The organism is Pseudomonas sp. CFBP 13602 (assembly GCF_014842725.1).
In the GTDB taxonomy this organism is placed as follows: Bacteria; Pseudomonadota; Gammaproteobacteria; order Pseudomonadales; family Pseudomonadaceae; genus Aquipseudomonas; species Aquipseudomonas baltica.
In genome coordinates, this window is the sequence record NZ_JACYVT010000004.1 from 255,744 (window position 1) to 274,839 (window position 19,096).

Here is a 19,096-nt window from a genome sequence, read left to right on the forward strand (position 1 = left end):
TGTCCCTGCGCTGGCTGCCCAGATGGGCGAAAGTCCGGCGCCCTTGTATGCCCGCGTCAAACAGATGATCGCGGTGCAGATCCTCAACGGTACCTGGCCACCGCACTACCGGGTGCCCTCGGAAAGCGAGCTGGTCAACCAGTTGGGCTTCAGCCGCATGACCATCAACCGCGCCTTGCGCGAGTTGACGGCCGAAGGCCTGTTGGTGCGCATGCAGGGCGTAGGGACGTTCGTGGCCGAGCCGAAAAGCCAGTCGGCGCTGTTCGAAGTGCACAACGTCGCCGACGAGATCGCCGCCCGCGGCCACCGCCACAGCAGCCGCCTGGTATTGCTGGAAGAAGAAGCGGCCGGCGCCGAGCGCGCCTTGACCTTGAACATGCGCGAAGGCCAGCGAGTGTTTCATTCGATCATCGTCCACTACGAAAACGACATCCCGGTGCAGATCGAGGATCGCTACGTCAACGCCCAGATCGCCCCGCAATACCTGCAGCAGGACTTCGTCGAAGAGACGCCGTATGCCTACCTGACCCGTGTGGCACCGCTGACCGCCGGCGAGCACCTGGTGGAAGCCATGCTCGCCAACCCCAGCGAGTGCGAACTGCTGCAGATCGAGCGCGGCGAGCCCTGCCTGCTGATCCTGCGCCGCACCTGGTCGGGCAAGACGCCGGTCACGGCGGCGCGCTTGATCCACCCAGGTTCGCGTCATCGGCTGGAAGGACGCTTCACCAAATAGGCCTGCTGGCGACACAAATACGCCAATCTGCCACAGGTCGCGCAGAACAATGGCTCATCGCGCGGTCACAGCCATAGACCGCCGTGACCCATGGCCCATGTGGAGCAGGACCCAATGAAACTGAACAAGACCCTCCTGGCAACGACCCTTTCCCTGGGCTTGCTGGCCGCTGCCGGTAACAGCCAAGCCGCCGGGTGGTGCGAATCGGGCAAACCGGTGAAATTCGCCGGCCTGAACTGGGAGAGCGGCATGCTGCTCACCGACCTGCTGCAGTTCGTGCTGGAACACGGCTACGACTGCAAGACCGACAGCCTGCCGGGCAACTCCATCACCATGGAAAGTGCCTTGGGCAGCAACGACATCCAGGTATTCGCCGAGGAATGGGTCGGTCGCAGCGAGGTCTGGAACAAGGCCGAGCAGGCGGGCAAGGTGGTGGGTGTAGGCGCGCCGATCACCGGCGCCGTGGAAGGTTGGTACGTGCCGCGCTATGTGGTCGAAGGCGACGCCAAGCGCGGCCTCGACGCCAAAGCGCCCGACCTCAAAGCCATCGCCGACCTGGGCAAATACGCCCAGGTGTTCAAGGATCAGGAAGAACCGAACAAGGGTCGTTTCTACAATTGCCCGGCCGGCTGGACCTGCGAGCTGGAAAACAGCGAAATGCTCAAAAGCTACGGCCTGCTGGACAGCTACACCAATTTCCGCCCAGGCACAGGGCCCGCCCTCGATGCGGCGGTACTGTCGAGCTACAAGCGTGGCGAACCGATCCTGTTCTATTACTGGTCACCGACCCCTCTGCTGGGCCAGGTCGACGTCGTCAAGCTGGCGGAAAAACCCGGTGTGGACAAGACCATCAGCATCAAGGTCGGCCTGTCCAAGGCCTTTCACGACGGTGCGCCGGAATTGCTCGGCGTGTTCGAAAAGGTCAACCTGCCCATCGACCTGCTCAACCAGAATCTGGCGCGCATGAGTCGCGAGCGTATCGAGTCGCCCAAGCTGGCGCGCCTGTTCCTCAAGGAGCACCCGGACGTCTGGAAACCATGGGTCAGCGAAGCGGCCGCCACCAAGATCGAAGCAGCGCTTTGACCTGGTCTTTGGTATCGACAAAGCCCCCAGCATCGAGAGCGCCCCATGTTTCCTGAAAGCTTCACTTTTTCCATCGCCAACTGGGTCAATGACGGCGTCGATGCGCTGGTGACCCGCTATGGCGATGTCTTCCGGCAGATATCCGACACCCTGCTGTGGGCCATCGTCAACCTGGAAAGCCTGCTGCGCATGACGCCCTGGTGGCTGATGCTGGCAATTGTCGGCGGCATCGCCTGGCATGCATCGCGCAAGTGGCTGACCACCGCGGTCATCGTCGGCCTGTTGTTTCTGGTCGGCGCGGTGGGGCTGTGGGACAAGCTCATGCAGACCCTGGCATTGATGCTGGTTGCCACGCTGATTTCCGTCGTGATCGCCATTCCCCTGGGCATCCTTGCCGCACGCAGCGACCGTCTGCGCGCGGTGCTGATGCCGCTGCTCGACATCATGCAGACCATGCCCAGCTTCGTGTACCTGATCCCGGTACTGATGCTGTTTGGCCTGGGCAAGGTACCGGCCATCTTCGCCACCGTGATCTACGCGGCGCCGCCGCTGATACGCCTGACCGACCTGGGCATTCGCCAGGTCGATCGCGAGGTCATGGAAGCGATCAATGCCTTCGGTGCCAATCGCTGGCAGCAGCTGTTCGGTGTGCAATTGCCGTTGGCCCTGCCGAGCATCATGGCCGGCATCAACCAGACCACCATGATGGCGCTGTCGATGGTGGTGATTGCCTCGATGATCGGTGCCCGTGGCCTGGGCGAAGACGTGCTGGTGGGTATCCAGACCTTGAACGTGGGCAAGGGGCTCGAGGCCGGGCTGGCAATCGTCATTCTGGCGGTCGTGATCGACCGCATCACCCAGGCCTATGGTCGTCCCCGTCACGAGGCAGGCCGATGAACGCGCCGAAGATCGAAGTGCGCAATGTCTACAAGGTGTTCGGCAAGCGCGAGAAAGAGGCACTGGCGCTGAGCCAGCAAGGGCAGAGCAAGGAGCAGGTGCTGGCCGCCACCGGTTGCGTGGTCGGGGTCGACGACCTGTCGTTGTCGATCGCCGCAGGCGAGGTGTTCGTCATCATGGGGTTGTCCGGTTCGGGCAAGTCCACCTTGGTGCGGCATTTCAACCGACTGGTAGATCCTTCCAGTGGCCAGATACTGGTGGATGGCGAGGATATCCTGCGCTACGGCATGCCGGCGCTGCGCGAATTTCGCCGTCGCAAGATCAGCATGGTGTTCCAGAGCTTCGGCCTGTTGCCGCACAGAAGCGTGCTGGACAACGTCGCCTATGGCCTCAAGGTGCGGGGCGAGAGCAAGGCGCTGTGCGAGGAGCGCGCGCAGCACTGGGTCGAAGCGGTGGGCCTCAATGGCTACGAACACGCCTACCCGCAGCAGCTTTCCGGCGGCATGCGCCAGCGTGTGGGCCTGGCGCGGGCACTGGCCGCCGACACCGACATCATTCTCATGGACGAGGCATTCAGTGCCCTGGACCCCTTGATCCGCGCCGAAATGCAGGACCAGTTGCTGGAACTGCAGACCCGCCTGCACAAGACCATCGTGTTCATCACCCACGATCTGGACGAAGCGCTTCGCCTGGGCAACCGGATCGCCATTCTCAAGGACGGACGCCTGATCCAGGCCGGCACCGCCAGGGAAATCCTGCACAACCCGGCCGACGACTATGTGGACCGGTTCGTCCAGCGGCGCAGCGTCGCGATCTGAAGCCCCAAACGGCCTGTTATTCAGAAACGTCCGACAGACGTTTCTGAATAACAGGCCTTTCAGACTTTTCTGATTGTGGTCCCCCCATACCCTGCCTAGCGTGCAGGCATTCGCCTCGAACAAGGAATGCCTGCATGCCCGTCACCAAGCACTATCTCAGCCATGAAGCGATACACAAGGCGCTGCGCATTGCCGACCTGACCGACGCCTGCGAGCCGCCCCATGCCGTGCGCCTGCTGGTCAAGGATCTGCTTGCCGGCCTGGTGCGACAAGGCTGGCCCTTGGCCGAGGTGCACAAGGGGCCGCGGATCATCTCTGCCGTGGAAAACTTCCAGCTGTGCGGCGATGATCCCCAGGTGATGGATGAGGTAGGCAACCACAGCTGCTGGGTGGATGACGAACTGCTGCTGCGCACCCAGACCAGCAGCGCGATCATCACCGGCCTGCAAGCGGCGGCGGCGCGTCGGGCACCGGGCGAAACCATCATGCTTGCCGCACCTGGCATCACTTTCCGTCGCGATATCCGTGATCGCTGGCATTGCGCCGAGCCGCACCAGATGGACATCTGGGTACTGGGCGACGCCGAACTGGGCAATCGTCAGGATCTGCTGCGTCTGGTCGGTGATGTGCTGGACATCGCCGTGCCGGGGCGAATGTGGGGGCACAGCTGCGGAGCCTGCGGTTTTACCCGCGATGGCCTCAACGTCAGTTTGGTGACCCGCCAGGCACCGGTGGACATCCTCGCCTGCGGCTGCATCTGCCCGGCGTTCCTGCAGCGTCTGGAGGTCGATCCCCAGGCCCATGGTGGTCTGGTTCTGCGCCTGGGGCTGGACCGCCTGGCCATGCTGCGCAAGGGCGTTCCGGACATCCGCCTGCTGCGCGATGGCCATCCCCAGGTGCAGGCGCAGATGGGCGACCTCAAGGCCTGGCAGCCCCTGTACCGCCAGCCGGCGATCAGCCGTGACCTGTCGCTGGCGGTGGCGCCGGGGTTGGGCATCGAGGACATCACCGAGCAGGTCCTGCAGGTGGCCGGCTACCGCGCCAGCTGGATCGAGGAACTGCACATACGCGGCTGCTGGCCGTTCGAGGAATTGCCCGCGCTGACCATCAAGCGCCTGGGCATCGTTCGCGGCCAGCACAACCTGGTGCTGCAGGTGGTGCTGCGCGACCACGCCCAGTCCCTGACTGCGCAGCAGGCCGACGGCTTGTATCGCGATATCCGCACGGCTTTGCACCAGGGCGTGCCGGGTGGCGCCTATCTGGTAGGGGAGCGCTTGTGAAACCCTGCAGTGGAAACCCTGCAATGAATAGGGAGAATGCGCCGAGCGGTCATTCGGGTTTATGATGGCCAACGGCAGAGACCCAACATCCAACGGAGCGCACGATGCAAACCTTGTACCCGCAGATCAAACCCTACGCCAGGCATGATCTGGCCGTGGAAGAGCCGCACGTGCTGTATGTCGACGAAAGCGGCTCGCCCAAGGGCTTGCCGGTGCTGTTCATCCACGGCGGCCCGGGTTCCGGGTGCGACGCGCAGAGCCGTTGCTACTTCGATCCCAACGTCTATCGCATCGTGACCTTCGACCAGCGCGGCTGCGGCCGCTCCACGCCCCATGCCAGCATCGAGAACAACACCACCTGGCGGTTGGTGGCAGACATGGAGCGCATTCGCGAACACCTGGGCATCGACAAGTGGGTGCTGTTCGGCGGTTCCTGGGGCTCCACGCTGGCCCTGGCCTATGCCCAGACCCATCCCGAGCGGGTCCACGGCCTGATCCTGCGCGGCATTTTCCTCTGCCGCCCGCAGGAAATAGAATGGTTCTACCAGGCCGGCGCCAGTCGCCTGTTCCCCGACTATTGGCAGGACTACATCGCGCCGATACCGCTGGATGAGCGCGGCAACCTGTTGCAGGCTTTCCACAAGCGTCTTACCGGCAACGACCAGATTGCCCAGATGCATGCGGCCAAGGCCTGGTCCACCTGGGAAGGGCGTACCGCGACCCTGCGGCCCAACCCGCTGGTGGTCGATCGTTTCTCCGAGCCGCAGCGTGCGCTGTCGATCGCGCGCATCGAAACCCATTACTTCGTCAACAATGCCTTCCTCGAGCCCGACCAGCTGATCCGCGACATGCCGCGCATCGCCCACCTGCCGGCAGTCATCGTGCACGGCCGCTACGACGTGATCTGCCCGCTGGACAACGCCTGGGCGCTGCATCAGGCCTGGCCAAACAGCGAGCTGCAGGTCATTCGCGACGCGGGTCATGCCGCCTCGGAGCCGGGCATTACCGACGCTTTGGTGCGCGCTGCCGAGCAGATGGCGCGGCGTTTGCTGGACCTGCCCCTGGAAGAAGCGTGAAGGGGCTGCTGCAGCGGGTCAGCCAGGCCCGCGTCGAGGTGGCCGGGCAAACCATCGGGGCCATCGACCAGGGGCTGTTGGTGCTGGTAGCGGTCGAGCCGGACGACACCGCCGCCAGCGCCGACAAGCTCCTGCACAAGCTGCTCAACTATCGAGTGTTCAGCGACGAGCAAGGCAAGATGAACCTGTCGCTGAAGGATGTTGGCGGCGGCCTGTTGCTGGTGTCGCAATTCACCTTGGCGGCGGACACCCGCAGCGGCCTGCGCGCAGGCTTCTCCACTGCGGCTGTGCCGGCCCTGGCGCAGGCGCTTTTCGAGCACCTCGTGGACGCTGCAAAAAAAGCGCATCCACAGGTTCAGGTCGGGCAGTTCGGTGCCGATATGCAGGTAAGCCTGACCAACGATGGCCCCGTAACCTTTTTGTTACAAATTTAATGGCCTATTGCTGGCGAGTTTGCAGTCGTCGTCCGTTTCTCACAGCATAAATACTTGAGCTACCCTGATGCGTTGTGACGCGACGTACTAGATAATCGCGCGCCAGGGGGCCACATTTCGCTACCCGGTATGTCCCGTTTGAAGCGTGTCCGGCTCCGCTTGGGGAATCATTGTGCCCTTTTGGAGTCGGAACAGTGCTCGCCAACCCGGCGCAAGACTGCTGGCCGTTGGTTTTTCGATATGTTTTCGGCGAGGGTTGCTCGTGATTGTTAGTCCTTTAAATGCTTCAAGAACACCCCGCACTCGGTTGCGCAATGCGATGCTGGCCGGGTCTGCACTGTTCTGCCTGTTCAGCGCCAGCCAACTCTGGGCCTTCAGCCTGGATGATGTTGCCGGACGCGCCAAGGAGCTCGCCGGTCAGAAATTCGAAACTCCGCGCAGCAATCTGCCCAAAGAGTTTCGCGACATGAAGTTTGCGGACTACCAGAAGATCCGTTTCCGCAACGAAAACGCCGAATGGGCCGACGCCAAGACCCCGTTCAAGCTGTCCTTCTATCATCAGGGCATGCACTTCGACACCCCGGTGAAGATCAACGAAGTCACCGCTACCACCGTCAACGAAATCAAGTACGACCCAGCGCGTTTCGATTTCGGCGACCTGCAGTTCGATCCCAAATCCACCGATCAGTTGGGCTACGCCGGTTTCCGCGTCTTGTTCCCGATCAACAAGGCGGACAAGCAGGACGAAATCATGACCATGCTGGGCGCGAGCTACTTCCGCGTCATCGGCAAAAACCAGGTCTACGGTCTGTCGGCCCGCGGCCTGGCTCTTGATACGGCATTGCCGTCGGGCGAAGAGTTCCCGCGGTTTCGCGAGTTCTGGGTCGAACGGCCGAACGAAGGCGACAAGCAGTTGGTGATCTTCGCCCTGCTCGATTCGCCGCGCTCAACCGGTGCCTACAAATTGACCTTGCGTCCGGGCAAGGACACGACCGTCGACGTCGAGTCGCGGGTGTTCCTGCGTGACCGTGTCAGCCGCCTGGGCATTGCGCCGCTGACCAGCATGTTCCTGTTTGGCTCGAACCAGCCGTCCCGTGTGCAGAACTACCGTCACGAGTTGCACGACTCCACCGGCCTGTCCATCCATGCCGGCAACGGCGAGTGGCTGTGGCGCCCGCTGAACAATCCCAAGCACCTGGCCGTGAGCAGCTTCACTGTCGAGAACCCGCGCGGTTTCGGTCTGCTGCAGCGTGGCCGCGAGTTCTCCCGTTACGAAGACCTCGATGACCGCTATGACAAGCGTCCGAGCGCCTGGATCGAGCCCAAGGGCGATTGGGGCAAGGGTACCGTCGACCTGGTCGAAATTCCGACCGCCGACGAAACCAACGACAACATCGTGGCCTTCTGGAACCCGGAAAAGATCCCGGAGCCCGGTCAGGCGCTGGAGCACAACTACCGCCTGCACTGGACCACGGACGAAGACGAGTTTCACTCGCCCGACGTTGCCTGGGTCAATCAGACCCTGCGTTCGACCGGCGACGTGAAGCAGTCCAACCTGATCCGTCAGGCCGATGGCAGCATTGCCTTCCTGATCGACTACGAAGGTCCGGTGCTGGCCGCTCTGGCTGAAGACACCGCCGTTCGCAGTCAGGTCAGCGTCGATGACAACGCCGAGCTGGTCGAGAACAACGTCCGCTACAACCCGCAGACCAAAGGCTGGCGCCTGACCCTGCGGGTCAAGGTGAAGGATCCGAACAAGGCCGTGGAAATGCGTGCAGCGCTGGTCAAGGATCTGCCGGTGGAGCCTGTCAAGGCAGCCGAGCCGGTCGAAGACAAGGCTGCGCCCAAGCATGACAAGGCACACGGCAAGGCCGACAAGGCTGCCGAGGTTGCACAGGCTCCGGCACCCGCCGCGCCTGAAACCGCTCCCGTCACACCGACCGAACCGGTCAAGACCGAGCAGGTCCTGACTGAAACCTGGAGCTACCAGTTGCCCGCCGATGACTAATTCTCCAGCTCGGCCAGAATCGCTTGGCGAATATCTGGCTCATTTGCCCCTGGGGGACGCACAGCGCGCAGAACTTGCCGACTGCACGTCCTTCACCGAACTGCACGAGCGCCTGTCCGGGCGCCCGTCGCACGATGCCGTGCTTGGCGCACAGAACTCGGTCGAGCAGCGCCTGCGGCTGGACTCGGCTGCCGAGCTGGAAGAGGCCGAGATGCTTGGCGTCGACGCCAGCGGTCGCCTGCAGCTCAAGGCCACGCCACCGATCAACCGCACGCTGGTGATTCCCGAGCCGTGGCGCACCAACGTGCTGGTGCGGGTATGGCGCAAGCTGACCGGCAAGGCCAGCAAGCCCGAGCCCACCAGCGACAAGCGGGTGCTGCCGAAGGCACGCTGGCGCTGGGTCGGTTCGATGCGTCGCTACATTCTGCTGGTGCTGATGCTGGGCCAGACCATCGTCGCCGGCTGGTACATGAAAGGCATCATGCCGTACCAGGGCTGGGGCATGGTCGACCTCGACGAAGTGGTTCGTCAGCCGATCATGCAGACCGCTACGCAGGTTCTGCCGTACTTCCTGCAGACCAGCATCCTGATCCTTTTCGGTATCCTGTTCTGCTGGGTATCGGCGGGTTTCTGGACGGCGTTGATGGGCTTCCTCGAACTGCTTACCGGTCGCGACAAGTACCGCATCTCCGGTGCCAGCGCGGGCAACGAGCCGATCGAGGCAGGCGCGCGTACCGCGCTGGTCATGCCGATCTGCAACGAAGACGTGACACGCGTCTTCGCCGGTTTGCGCGCCACGTTCGAATCGGTCAAGGCGACTGGTGACCTGGATCGTTTCGACTTCTTCGTGCTCAGCGACACCAACGACCCCGATATCGCGGTTGCCGAGCAACAGGCGTGGTTGGAAGTGTGCCGCGAAGCCGGTGGTTTCGGGCATATCTTCTACCGTCGTCGCCGCCGTCGGGTCAAACGCAAGAGCGGCAACCTCGACGACTTCTGCCGTCGCTGGGGCAGCGAATACCGCTACATGGTGGTACTCGACGCCGACAGCGTAATGAGTGGCGAATGCCTGACCAGCCTGGTTCGCTTGATGGAAGCGACCCCGGATGCGGGCATCATCCAGACCGCGCCCAAGGCTTCGGGCATGGACACCCTGTACGCGCGCATGCAGCAGTTCGCTACCCGCGTGTACGGTCCGCTGTTCACCGCCGGCCTGCACTTCTGGCAGTTGGGCGAATCGCACTACTGGGGGCACAATGCGATCATTCGCATGAAGCCTTTCATCGAGCACTGCGCCCTGGCGCCGTTGCCGGGCAAGGGTGCGTTCGCCGGTGCGATTCTTTCTCACGACTTCGTCGAGGCGGCACTGATGCGCCGCGCCGGCTGGGGCGTGTGGATTGCCTATGATCTGCCGGGCAGCTACGAAGAACTGCCGCCCAACCTGCTCGACGAGCTCAAGCGCGATCGCCGCTGGTGCCACGGCAACCTGATGAACTTCCGGCTGTTCCTGGTCAAGGGCATGCACCCGGTTCACCGGGCGGTATTCCTCACCGGCGTGATGTCGTACCTGTCGGCACCGTTGTGGTTCTTCTTCCTGGTGCTGTCCACCGCGCTGCTGGCGGTGAACACGCTGATGGAGCCGACCTACTTCCTGGCGCCGCGTCAGCTGTACCCGCTGTGGCCGCAATGGCACCCGGACAAGGCGGTGGCGCTGTTTTCCACCACCATCGTGCTGCTGTTCCTGCCCAAGCTGCTGAGCATCATCCTGATCTGGGCCAAGGGCGCGAAAGAATACGGCGGCCGTTTCAAGGTCACCTTGTCGATGCTGCTGGAGATGCTCTTCTCGATGCTGCTGGCGCCGGTGCGCATGCTGTTCCATACCCGTTTCGTGCTCGCCGCGTTCCTGGGTTGGGCCGCGACCTGGAACTCGCCGCAGCGTGACGACGACTCCACGCCCTGGAGCGAGGCGATCAAGCGTCATGGCTCGCAGACGCTGCTGGGCGCGGCCTGGGCTGCCCTGGTGATCTGGCTGAACCCCAGCTTCCTGTGGTGGCTGACTCCGATCGTGGGTTCGCTGATGCTGTCGATCCCGGTGTCGGTGATCTCCAGCCGGACCAATCTGGGCATGCAGGCACGCGATGAGAAGTTGTTCCTGATTCCCGAGGAGTACGACACGCCACAGGAGCTGCTGTCCACCGATCGCTATACCCAGGCAAACCGTGATAACGCGCTCAAGGATGGTTTCGTGCGTGCCGTTGTCGATCCGCGCCAGAATGCCTTGGCCTACGGCCTGGGCACGGCGCGGCACGGCAAGGCTGCGCCGATCGAAAGCATGCGCGCGCAGTGGGTGCATCAGGCACTGGAGGGTGGCCCGCAGAAGCTCGACAACAGCACGCGCATGTCGCTGCTCAGTGATCCGGTAGCGATCTCGCGTCTGCACGAGCATGTCTGGGCTGACCAGAACGTTGCGTGGCTGGAAGCGTGGCGTCAGTCCAAGCAGGCGGAGCGGCAATCGCCGGCTGTGCCAACGCTGGACACCGCTGCAGCGGCAGGCTTGCAGAACGCCTGACCGTGTTGGCCTCATTCGCGGGCAGAGCCCGCTCCCACAAGTAGCAAAAGCACTCCTGTGGGAGCGGGGCGGGCGGCTGAGCCCTCTGCCCGCGAATGCTGCACCTCGATATTCCTGCCATGCCCCCCAACAGCGCCATCTGGCACCCACAGGCATGCTGCAGTTCTTTGTAGGAGCGGTCAGCGGCCGCGAAGGCCGCACCACGGTTACTCCGCCATGCCCTCCAACAGTGCCACCTGGCACTCATTTCATCGCCAAACTTTGTTCAACCCCCTGTTTGAGTTAGGATCGCACCCCGAAATGGTGCGCCCAGGCTTGGCCGTGCCCGAAGTTGGCTAGGGGAATTGGTAATGAACAAGTATCTGTCGCGGCTGCTGCTCGGCGTCATGGCCATGGCGGTCGTGGGTTCGGCGCAAGCGGGCGCTATCGACGAAGCGGTCAAGCGCGGCACTTTGCGGGTGGGCATGGACCCGACCTACATGCCGTTCGAAATGACCAACAAGCGTGGCGAAATCATCGGTTTCGAAGTCGACCTGCTCAAGGCCATGGCCAAGTCCATGGGCGTCAAGCTGGAGCTGGTATCGACCAGCCTGGATGGCATCATTCCAGCGCTGATGACCGACAAGTTCGACATGATCGGCAGCGGCCTGACCCTGACCCAGGAGCGCAACCTGCGCATCAACTTCAGCGACCCGTTCATCGTCGTCGGCCAGACCCTGCTGATCCGCAAGGAATTGGCCGACAAGGTCAAGACCTACAAGGACCTGAACTCGCCGGACTACCGCATCACCTCCAAGGTCGGCACGACCGGCGAGTTCGTGGCGCGCAAGTTGATCGCCAAGGCGCAGTACCACGGCTACGACAACGAGCCTGAAGCGGTACTCGACGTGGTCAACGGCAAGGCGGATGCGTTCATCTACGATTCGCCCTACAACGTGGTGGCGGTGGACAAGGTCGGTAATGGCAAGCTGGTCTACCTCGACGAGCCTTTCACTTACGAGCCCTTGGCGTTCGGCTTGAAGAAGGGCGACTACGACAGCCTCAACTTCATCAACAACTTCCTGCGCCAGGCCCGTGAAGACGGCAGCTACGATCGTATCCACAAGAAGTGGTTCGTGAGCAAGAACTGGCTCGACGAAATGCAATGACTGCGCCTCTGGCCAGACTCTCCCTGACGCGCAGGCCTGCCCTGCGCGGCGGTCTTCTAGCGGATTGAACCCCCTGTGATCAAACACCACAAAGCTCAATGGCCCTGGCACGGGCTTACCGCGCTGGTGCTCATCGGCCTGGCTTTCAGCTTGTACGCTGCCACCTCGCGCATTTCCTATGAGTGGCATTGGAATCGAGTGCCGCAGTACTTCGTCTATCAGGCCGAGCTGCCGCAGCGCGCCGAGGGCTATGGCAGCGTCGAGCAGATCGTCCGGCAGGGCGGGCAGACACGGGTCACCCTGCGCGACGAAGACGGTGGCGAACAGGTGTTGCTGGCGGACAGTGGCAGTGTCGTGCTCGAAGAGGGCGATGACGTCTCCGAAGGCGACCAGATCGGCGTGACGCGCCACTGGACCGCCGGACCGATCGCCTGGGGGCTGTGGACCACGCTGTGGCTGTCGCTGGTGTCCGGCGTGGCCGGCCTGCTGCTGGGCCTGGTCACCGGGCTGTGCCGGTTGTCGAGCAACCCCACCTTGCGCCATCTGTCGACGATGTATGTCGAGCTGGTGCGGGGTACGCCGCTGCTGGTGCAGATTTTCATCTTCTATTTCTTCATCGGTACCGTGCTCAACCTTTCGCGCGAATTCGCCGGGGTGGCGGCGCTGGCGCTGTTCACCGGTGCCTACGTGGCCGAGATCGTGCGCTCGGGCGTGCAGTCCATTGCCAAGGGGCAGGGCGAGGCCGCCCGCTCCCTGGGCCTGGATGCCGGACAGTCGATGCGTCACGTCATCCTGCCGCAGGCTTTCAAGCGTGTTCTGCCACCCCTGGCCGGGCAGTTCATCAGCCTGGTCAAGGACACGTCGCTGGTGTCGGTGATTGCCATTACCGAGCTGACCAAGAGCGGTCGCGAAGCCATCACCACGTCGTTCTCGACGTTCGAGATCTGGTTCTGCGTGGCAGCCCTGTACCTGGTCATCAATCTGCCGCTGTCGTATTTCGCCAGCCGGCTCGAGCGGAGGCTTGCGCAAAGTGATTGAAGTACGCGACCTGTTGAAGGTGTTCAATACCCGTGGCCAGGTGGTGCGCGCGGTCGATCAGGTTAGCACGCAGGTGGCCAAGGGCGAGGTGCTGGTGGTACTGGGCCCCTCGGGCTCGGGCAAGTCCACCTTCCTGCGTTGCCTCAATGGCCTTGAGGCATTCGATGAAGGCTCGGTAAGCATCGATGGCCTGCGCCTCGACGATCCCAAAACCAACATCAATGCCTACCGACGCGAAGTCGGCATGGTGTTCCAGCACTTCAACCTGTTTCCGCACATGACCGTGCTGGAAAACCTGTGCCTGGCGCAGAAAGTGGTGCGCAAGCGCGGCAGGGCCGAGCGAGAGGCCAAGGCACGCGCATTGCTGGCCAAGGTAGGCATCGGCGAGAAGGCCGATGCGTTTCCTTCACGGCTCTCCGGTGGCCAGCAGCAGCGCGTGGCCATTGCCCGGGCGCTGTGCATGGACCCGAAGGTCATGCTGTTCGACGAGCCGACATCGGCACTTGATCCGGAGATGGTCGGTGAGGTGCTGGAAGTGATGAAGACCCTCGCCGAAGAAGGCATGACCATGGTGTGCGTCACCCATGAAATGGGCTTCGCCCGTGAAGTGGCGGACCGTGTGCTGTTCTTCGACCATGGCCGTTTGCTGGAAGACGCGCCCCCGGCCGAGTTCTTCGACGCACCCAAGGATCCAAGGGCACAGGCGTTTTTGCGGCAGGTGTTGTAGTCCGGGTTCTGCGCCGATCCGCAGGCCGCATTCGCGGGCAGAGACCCGCTCCCACAGAAGTATCGCAGGTGTTGTAGTTCTGCTGCCTGTCTGGCTGTGGGGCCTCTTCGCGGGCAGAGACCCGCTCCCACAAGATCGCTGCAGATTCCTGTGGGAGCGGGTCTCTGCCCGCGAAGAGGCCCTCAGGCTCACCCAACCAGGGTCAGACCTTGAACTGACCCACCAACCCCTGCAGATGTGTCCCCAGACGCGCCAGCTCGATGCTCGACGCTGCCGTTTCCTCGCTCGCCGCCGATGTCTGCTCGGAAACGTCGCGCACGTTGAGCACGCTGCGGTTGATCTCTTCAGCCACCACGCTCTGTTGCTCCGCCGCGGCGGCGATCTGCTGGTTCATCGCCTGGATCGTCGACACGGTACGGGTAATGTCGCTCAACGACTCACCGGCACGCCGGGCCAGTTGCACACTGCTGTCGGTCATCGCCCGGCTGCTGTCCAGTGCGCTGGAAACCTCATGGGTACCGGTCTGCAGCGAAGCGATCAATGACTGGATCTCTTCGGTCGATTGCTGAGTGCGTTGGGCCAGGCTGCGTACTTCATCGGCCACCACGGCAAAACCGCGACCTGCCTCGCCGGCACGGGCCGCCTCGATTGCCGCGTTCAGAGCCAACAGGTTGGTCTGCTGCGCCACCGACTTGATCACATCGAGCACGCCGCCGATCTTGCTGCTTTCCTGCTTCAACTGATTCATGGCCTCGCTGGAATGCAGCACCTCGGCGGCCAGTCGCTCGATCTGGCCCACGGCCTGGCTGACCACTCGATCACCTTCACGGGCCTGCTGATCGGCAGCCACGGCAGCTTCCGAGGCTTCCTCGGCGTTGCGCGCCACTTCCTGCACCGTCGCCGCCATTTCATTCATGGCCGTGGCCACCTGGTCGGTTTCGACTTTCTGCGCGTTGACGCCGGCGCTGGTCTGCTCGGTGACCGCGGAAAGCTCCTCGGCGGCACTGGCCAGCTGCGTGACGCCCTCGCTGATGCCACCTACCAGTTCGCGCAGGTTAAGGGTCATGCGCTGCAGGGCCAGCTGAACCTGGCCCAGTTCGTCACGTCGGGTGATGGCGGGCGACTGCCGCAGGTCGCCGGAAGCGACGCGCTCGACACTCGCCAGGGTCTGCCGCAACGGGCCGACGATCTGCGCGGTGATCGCCCATGCCGCAGCGATAACAAGCAGTGTGGCCAGGGCGGCTGCAGTGGCCAGCCACGCCTTGGCCTGGGCCGTATCGGCATCGCGCTTGGCCGTCTGCGAGTCGCCCAGTCGGTCGCTGAGCTCGAGCAGGGTGGTGCCCAATGCCGTCATCTTGTCGATGCTCTGCAGTGTGGCCTGCTGGTTTTCGCTGAATTGCGCCACCGCCGCGCGATAGGCACGCAGGGACTCGCCGGCCTGTTGCAGCCGACCGGTGAACTCGCCGGAGACACTGGCCCCCGCAGCGGCGACCGAAGCGATCGCCTGGTCGATGGCCGCCAGCGCGGGCTGACGTGCTTCGTCCTTGGCGCTATAGGTGTAGCCACGCACTTGAAAGCGCGCCTGCTGGATCAGCCGGCTGGTTTCCACCAGGGTGCTGTAGGCCGTCAGCTCGCCCTGGCTCAGCAGCGCTGCCTGCGCCTGATTGACTTCGGCCACGGCGCGGTCGGCGGTGCTGCCCAGTTGGCTGCGGGCTGTCTCGCGACCCTGGATCGACGCCAGCGATGCGGTGAATTCCCGGCGATAGGCTTGGGTGGTGGCTATTTCCTGCTCGACGAGCGCGATGTCTTCGGGCTGTACCAGAGTGTGCTGGGCGGCCGCAAGATCGGTATCGAGCTGGTCGAGAAGACGGGTGACATTGTCGGCACCGGAACTGCCTTTCTGCAGTTCGAACGACTGAGCGGCAATGCGCAGGTCACGCATGCGGTCGTCGAGTATGGAAATACTGGTGATCTTGTCGGCGCGCTCGATCAAGCGGGTCAGGCCAGACCAGCCCGTGGCGGCAATCAAAAGAGTAAGCAGTAGCACCACACCGAAACCAATCCCCAGTTTCAGGTTGACGCTCAGATTGCCCAGGTAGCGGGCAAAGGTGTTGGACATGATGAAGCTCCCTGACAGGCCGACAGCATGATTGTCGGCAGTTCAGGGGCATCGGCAGGTGTCGCCGAAACTCGATGGTGGCTAAGTGACGTGACCCACCGGGAATCGTCAAGCCTGGACGACGGTGGGTCAGAACAGCCGCGCCAGCAGCACCGCCACGGCGGTTTCGACCCGCAGGATACGTTCGCCCAGCTGCACTGGCTGCAAACCTGCAAGGCCCAGCAGGTCGACCTCGTAGGGAATCCAGCCACCTTCCGGGCCGATGGCCAGGGTCACTGGCTGCTCCGGATGGCGCGGGCAGGGCGGGTAGTCGCCCGGATGCCCGACCAGCCCCAGGGTGCCGGCGCTCACAGCAGGCAGGCGATCCTCGACGAAGGGCTTGAAACGCTTTTCGATCAGCACTTCGGGGAGCTGGGTATCGCGTGCCTGTTCCAGGCCCAGAATGAGCTGCTCGCGAATGGCAGCCGGCTCGAGAAAAGGGGTTTGCCAGAAACTTTTCTCGACCCGATAGCTGTTCACCAGGACCAGCTTGGCCACCCCCATGGTGGCAATGGTCTGGAACACTCGGCGAAGCATTTTCGGGCGGGGCAGCGCAAGCACCAGTGTCAGCGGCAGTTTCGCCGGTGGCGGTTGGTCGAGCACCACGGCGAGTTCGGCCTCGTGATCTTCCAACCTCGTGACCTGGGCACGCCCCATCAAGCCATCGACCTTGCCCACCCGCAGGCTGTCGCCCAGCTCGACACGGTGCACGGCCTGCATGTGGGTGAAGCGTCGATCACGCAGCACTACCTTGTCCGGCGCGGTGAAGTCGGCCGTTTCGAGCAGCAGCAGGTTCATGCCTGAGTCGCAGGCGGCTGGCCGTTGCGGTCATCGTCCTCGGTCGGTTCATCACCGCGCTTGCGGATCAGGGCACCGAACAGGATGCCGATCTCGAACAGCAACCACATCGGCACGGCCAGCAGTGTCTGCGAAAAAATGTCCGGTGGGGTCAGAATCATGCCGACCACGAAGCAGCCGATGATCACGTACGGGCGGATCTTGCGCAGGTACTTGACGTCGACCACGCCGATCCACACCAGCAGTACCACGGCCACCGGAATCTCGAACGCCACACCGAAAGCGAAGAACAGCGTCATGACGAAATCGAGGTAACTGGCGATGTCGGTGGCCATGGTCACGCCCACGGGCGTGGCACTGGCGAAGAACTTGAAGACCAGCGGAAACACCAGAAAGTAGGCGAAGGCCATCCCGGCATAGAACAGGAAGATGCTCGACACCAGCAATGGTATGGCAATGCGTTTTTCGTGCTTGTACAGGCCCGGTGCGATGAAGCCCCAGACCTGGTGCAGGATGATCGGCACGGCCAGGAACAGCGAGACCATCATGGTCAGCTTGAATGGCGTGAGAAACGGCGAGGCCACGTCGGTGGCGATCATCGTTGCCCCTTCGGGCAGGTACTCGCGCAGCGGCGCCGACACCAGGGTGTAGATCTGTTGGGCGAAGGAAAACAGCCCGGCGAAGACCAGGAAAATCACGGCAACGCAACGCAGCAGGCGCGTGCGCAATTCGGTCAAGTGCGAGACCAGCGGCATGGGCTGGTCGTTTTCCGGAATTTCGCTCATGGGGCCCGCGGTGGCTGTGTAGGTTCATTGGAGGATACGGGTATCGCAACAGCCTGGGCGCTGCTCGTGTCACGGTCAACCACAGCCGGTGTCTGCGTGGCAGTGGGCACCGTGGTAGGCGTCACATCGGTGCTCACCGCATCACGATCAAGCACCGGTTGCGCCTGGGCGCCGGGTGGAATCGGATCGGCCAGCGGTGCGGGCGGCTCGCTCGGACGCGCAGCGCGCTGCGGATCGAGGATCTTGCGCGCCTGCTCCTCAAGCGAAAGCACGTGCTCGTTGTGCAGTTGGCGACGGATTTCGTCGGCGCCTATCTCGCGTTCCACTTCGGTCTTGATCGCGTTGAAGCTGCGTTTCAGGCGCCCGATCCACAACCCTGCGGTGCGCGCGGCACCGGGCAGTCGCTCAGGGCCCAGCACCAACAGGGCGATGAGGCCCACGAGCATGAGTTCGCTGAAGCTGATACCGAACATTGATCAGTCTTTCCTGATGGGTTCTTCGACTTTCTGATGCTGGCCGTCGAGGGTATGCGGCGGAGTCAGCGGCGAGCTGGCCTGCGGGTGGACCGGCTGTGTCGGCTGCTCGGCACCCGGTTTGTCGTCGTCGTTCATGGCTTTGCGAAAGCCTTTGATCGATTCACCGACGTCGGTGCCCAGGTTCTTGAGTTTCTTGGTGCCGAAGACCAGTACCACGACAATCAGGATGACGATCCAGTGTTTCCAATCAAACAGACCCATGATTCAACTCCTCCAAAAAGACATTTCAGGCTGACGGCAGGCGGGCGGCTTTCTCATCGTGACCGGACAGGCCGAATCGGCGATCCAGTTCATCGAGTACAGCCTGTGGGTGTTGGCCCAGTTGTGCAAGCATGACCAGGCTATGGAACCACAGATCGGCGGTTTCGTAGATGACATCGCTGCAGTCGCCGCTGTGGGCGGCATCCTTGGCGGCAATGATGGTCTCGATCGATTCTTCGCCGAGCTTTTCCAGAATCTTGTTCAATCCCTTGGCGTACAGGCTGGCGACATACGAGCTGTCGGCGCTGGCGCCCTTGCGTTCTTCGAGCACCGCAGCGACGCGGTCCAGAGTGTCATTCATGGCCATGGCCTGCGGAATAGATGGCAGCGGGATCTTTCAGGACGGGGTCGACGACGGTCCATTGGCCGTTCTCGAAGACCCGATAGAAGCAGCTTTGGCGACCAGTGTGACAGGCGATGTCACCGACCTGCTCGACGCTGAGCACGACCACGTCGGCGTCGCAGTCCAGGCGCAGCTCGTGCAGTTTTTGCACGTGACCGGATTCCTCACCCTTGCGCCACAGCTTGCCACGCGAACGGGACCAGTAGATCGCCCGGTTTTCGGCAGCGGTCAATGCCAGTGCCTCGCGGTTCATCCAGGCCATCATGAGGATGCGCCCGGTGTGGTGATCCTGGGCAATCGCCGGCACCAGGCCGTCGCGGTCCCATTTGATCTCGTCCAGCCAGTCTTTCATGTGCGACTCCGACAACAGAGAGGGCTAGTGTGCCAGCCGATGGCGCGACTGG

Annotated in this window: 19 protein-coding genes and 1 pseudogene; 12 read left to right on the forward strand and 8 right to left on the reverse strand. The window is 62.9% G+C overall.

What is annotated here, in order from left to right:
* Window positions 1–22 precede the first annotated feature (22 nt).
* From hutC to IFU31_RS10120, 12 genes are all read left to right on the forward strand, one after another.
* On the forward strand, window positions 23–733 hold the full coding sequence (gene hutC, locus IFU31_RS10065; protein ID WP_240998863.1) for a histidine utilization repressor: 711 nt from the start codon (window positions 23–25) through the stop codon (window positions 731–733).
* A gap of 114 nt (window positions 734–847) precedes the next feature.
* A complete protein-coding gene (locus IFU31_RS10070; RefSeq protein WP_122480471.1) occupies window positions 848–1,816 on the forward strand; it encodes an ABC transporter substrate-binding protein in 969 nt (322 codons plus the stop codon).
* 45 nt (window positions 1,817–1,861) lie between these two features.
* On the forward strand, window positions 1,862–2,713 hold the full coding sequence (locus IFU31_RS10075) for an ABC transporter permease (RefSeq protein ID WP_122480470.1): 852 nt from the start codon (window positions 1,862–1,864) through the stop codon (window positions 2,711–2,713).
* Entirely contained in the window at window positions 2,710–3,531 is an 822-nt protein-coding gene (locus IFU31_RS10080) for a quaternary amine ABC transporter ATP-binding protein (RefSeq protein WP_192058986.1), read from the forward strand. Before IFU31_RS10075 ends, IFU31_RS10080 begins: the two co-directional genes overlap by 4 nt.
* Window positions 3,532–3,665: 134 nt before the next feature.
* Window positions 3,666–4,811 (forward strand): PheS-related mystery ligase SrmL, encoded by a 1,146-nt coding sequence (gene srmL / locus IFU31_RS10085; RefSeq protein ID WP_192102835.1) that lies wholly within the window; start codon window positions 3,666–3,668, stop codon window positions 4,809–4,811.
* Window positions 4,812–4,915: 104 nt separating this feature from the next.
* Window positions 4,916–5,887: a prolyl aminopeptidase gene (gene pip, locus IFU31_RS10090; protein ID WP_122480467.1), complete on the forward strand. Its 972-nt coding sequence runs from the start codon at window positions 4,916–4,918 to the stop codon at window positions 5,885–5,887.
* A complete protein-coding gene (gene dtd / locus IFU31_RS10095; RefSeq protein ID WP_122480466.1) occupies window positions 5,884–6,321 on the forward strand; it encodes a D-aminoacyl-tRNA deacylase in 438 nt (145 codons plus the stop codon). The genes pip and dtd overlap by 4 nt, the downstream gene beginning before the upstream one ends.
* Before the next feature lie 262 nt (window positions 6,322–6,583).
* Window positions 6,584–8,329 (forward strand): glucan biosynthesis protein G, encoded by a 1,746-nt coding sequence (locus IFU31_RS10100; protein WP_342214285.1) that lies wholly within the window; start codon window positions 6,584–6,586, stop codon window positions 8,327–8,329.
* On the forward strand, window positions 8,322–10,898 hold the full coding sequence (gene mdoH / locus IFU31_RS10105) for a glucans biosynthesis glucosyltransferase MdoH (RefSeq protein ID WP_192058990.1): 2,577 nt from the start codon (window positions 8,322–8,324) through the stop codon (window positions 10,896–10,898). Before IFU31_RS10100 ends, mdoH begins: the two co-directional genes overlap by 8 nt.
* A gap of 350 nt (window positions 10,899–11,248) precedes the next feature.
* A complete protein-coding gene (locus tag IFU31_RS10110) occupies window positions 11,249–12,046 on the forward strand; it encodes a transporter substrate-binding domain-containing protein (protein ID WP_122480464.1) in 798 nt (265 codons plus the stop codon).
* Window positions 12,047–12,121: 75 nt separating this feature from the next.
* Window positions 12,122–13,084, forward strand: coding sequence for an ABC transporter permease subunit (locus IFU31_RS10115; protein ID WP_192102836.1), 963 nt, complete (start codon window positions 12,122–12,124; stop codon window positions 13,082–13,084).
* Window positions 13,077–13,811, forward strand: coding sequence for an amino acid ABC transporter ATP-binding protein (locus IFU31_RS10120; RefSeq protein ID WP_192102963.1), 735 nt, complete (start codon window positions 13,077–13,079; stop codon window positions 13,809–13,811). Before IFU31_RS10115 ends, IFU31_RS10120 begins: the two co-directional genes overlap by 8 nt.
* 202 nt (window positions 13,812–14,013) lie before the next feature.
* On the opposite strand, the gene IFU31_RS21880 is transcribed toward IFU31_RS10120, so the two are convergent.
* From IFU31_RS21880 to hisI, 8 genes and pseudogenes are all read right to left on the reverse strand, one after another.
* Window positions 14,014–14,877 carry a methyl-accepting chemotaxis protein gene (locus IFU31_RS21880; RefSeq protein ID WP_425312022.1) on the reverse strand — a complete coding sequence of 288 codons (864 nt, stop codon included), beginning with the start codon at window positions 14,875–14,877 and terminating at the stop codon, window positions 14,014–14,016.
* Window positions 14,869–15,930: pseudogene (locus IFU31_RS21885) on the reverse strand (methyl-accepting chemotaxis protein); the annotation flags it as partial. The gene IFU31_RS21880 and the pseudogene IFU31_RS21885, both read right to left, overlap by 9 nt.
* Before the next feature lie 129 nt (window positions 15,931–16,059).
* Window positions 16,060–16,767: a 16S rRNA (uracil(1498)-N(3))-methyltransferase gene (locus IFU31_RS10130; RefSeq protein ID WP_185794931.1), complete on the reverse strand. Its 708-nt coding sequence runs from the start codon at window positions 16,765–16,767 to the stop codon at window positions 16,060–16,062.
* Window positions 16,764–17,552: a twin-arginine translocase subunit TatC gene (gene tatC, locus IFU31_RS10135; protein ID WP_122480460.1), complete on the reverse strand. Its 789-nt coding sequence runs from the start codon at window positions 17,550–17,552 to the stop codon at window positions 16,764–16,766. Before tatC ends, IFU31_RS10130 begins: the two co-directional genes overlap by 4 nt.
* Entirely contained in the window at window positions 17,549–18,025 is a 477-nt protein-coding gene (gene tatB, locus IFU31_RS10140; protein WP_185794932.1) for a Sec-independent protein translocase protein TatB, read from the reverse strand. Before tatB ends, tatC begins: the two co-directional genes overlap by 4 nt.
* A 3-nt stretch (window positions 18,026–18,028) precedes the next feature.
* Window positions 18,029–18,289, reverse strand: coding sequence for a twin-arginine translocase TatA/TatE family subunit (locus tag IFU31_RS10145; protein WP_122480458.1), 261 nt, complete (start codon window positions 18,287–18,289; stop codon window positions 18,029–18,031).
* Between the two features lie 25 nt (window positions 18,290–18,314).
* A complete protein-coding gene (locus IFU31_RS10150; protein ID WP_122480666.1) occupies window positions 18,315–18,650 on the reverse strand; it encodes a phosphoribosyl-ATP diphosphatase in 336 nt (111 codons plus the stop codon).
* Entirely contained in the window at window positions 18,643–19,044 is a 402-nt protein-coding gene (gene hisI, locus IFU31_RS10155; protein ID WP_122480457.1) for a phosphoribosyl-AMP cyclohydrolase, read from the reverse strand. The genes IFU31_RS10150 and hisI overlap by 8 nt, the downstream gene beginning before the upstream one ends.
* Window positions 19,045–19,096: the final 52 nt, after the last annotated feature.

Coding starts and splice junctions, on each gene's coding strand:
- hutC (WP_240998863.1), top strand. CDS start 23: ATGGGCGAAAGTCCGGCGCCCTTGTATGCCCGCGTCAAACAGATGATC.
- IFU31_RS10070 (WP_122480471.1), top strand. CDS start 848: ATGAAACTGAACAAGACCCTCCTGGCAACGACCCTTTCCCTGGGCTTG.
- IFU31_RS10075 (WP_122480470.1), top strand. CDS start 1,862: ATGTTTCCTGAAAGCTTCACTTTTTCCATCGCCAACTGGGTCAATGAC.
- IFU31_RS10080 (WP_192058986.1), top strand. CDS start 2,710: ATGAACGCGCCGAAGATCGAAGTGCGCAATGTCTACAAGGTGTTCGGC.
- srmL (WP_192102835.1), top strand. CDS start 3,666: ATGCCCGTCACCAAGCACTATCTCAGCCATGAAGCGATACACAAGGCG.
- pip (WP_122480467.1), top strand. CDS start 4,916: ATGCAAACCTTGTACCCGCAGATCAAACCCTACGCCAGGCATGATCTG.
- mdoH (WP_192058990.1), top strand. CDS start 8,322: ATGACTAATTCTCCAGCTCGGCCAGAATCGCTTGGCGAATATCTGGCT.
- IFU31_RS10110 (WP_122480464.1), top strand. CDS start 11,249: ATGAACAAGTATCTGTCGCGGCTGCTGCTCGGCGTCATGGCCATGGCG.
- IFU31_RS21880 (WP_425312022.1), bottom strand. CDS start 14,877: ATGACCCTTAACCTGCGCGAACTGGTAGGTGGCATCAGCGAGGGCGTC.
- IFU31_RS10130 (WP_185794931.1), bottom strand. CDS start 16,767: ATGAACCTGCTGCTGCTCGAAACGGCCGACTTCACCGCGCCGGACAAG.
- tatC (WP_122480460.1), bottom strand. CDS start 17,552: ATGAGCGAAATTCCGGAAAACGACCAGCCCATGCCGCTGGTCTCGCAC.
- tatB (WP_185794932.1), bottom strand. CDS start 18,025: ATGTTCGGTATCAGCTTCAGCGAACTCATGCTCGTGGGCCTCATCGCC.
- IFU31_RS10145 (WP_122480458.1), bottom strand. CDS start 18,289: ATGGGTCTGTTTGATTGGAAACACTGGATCGTCATCCTGATTGTCGTG.
- IFU31_RS10150 (WP_122480666.1), bottom strand. CDS start 18,650: ATGAATGACACTCTGGACCGCGTCGCTGCGGTGCTCGAAGAACGCAAG.
- hisI (WP_122480457.1), bottom strand. CDS start 19,044: ATGAAAGACTGGCTGGACGAGATCAAATGGGACCGCGACGGCCTGGTG.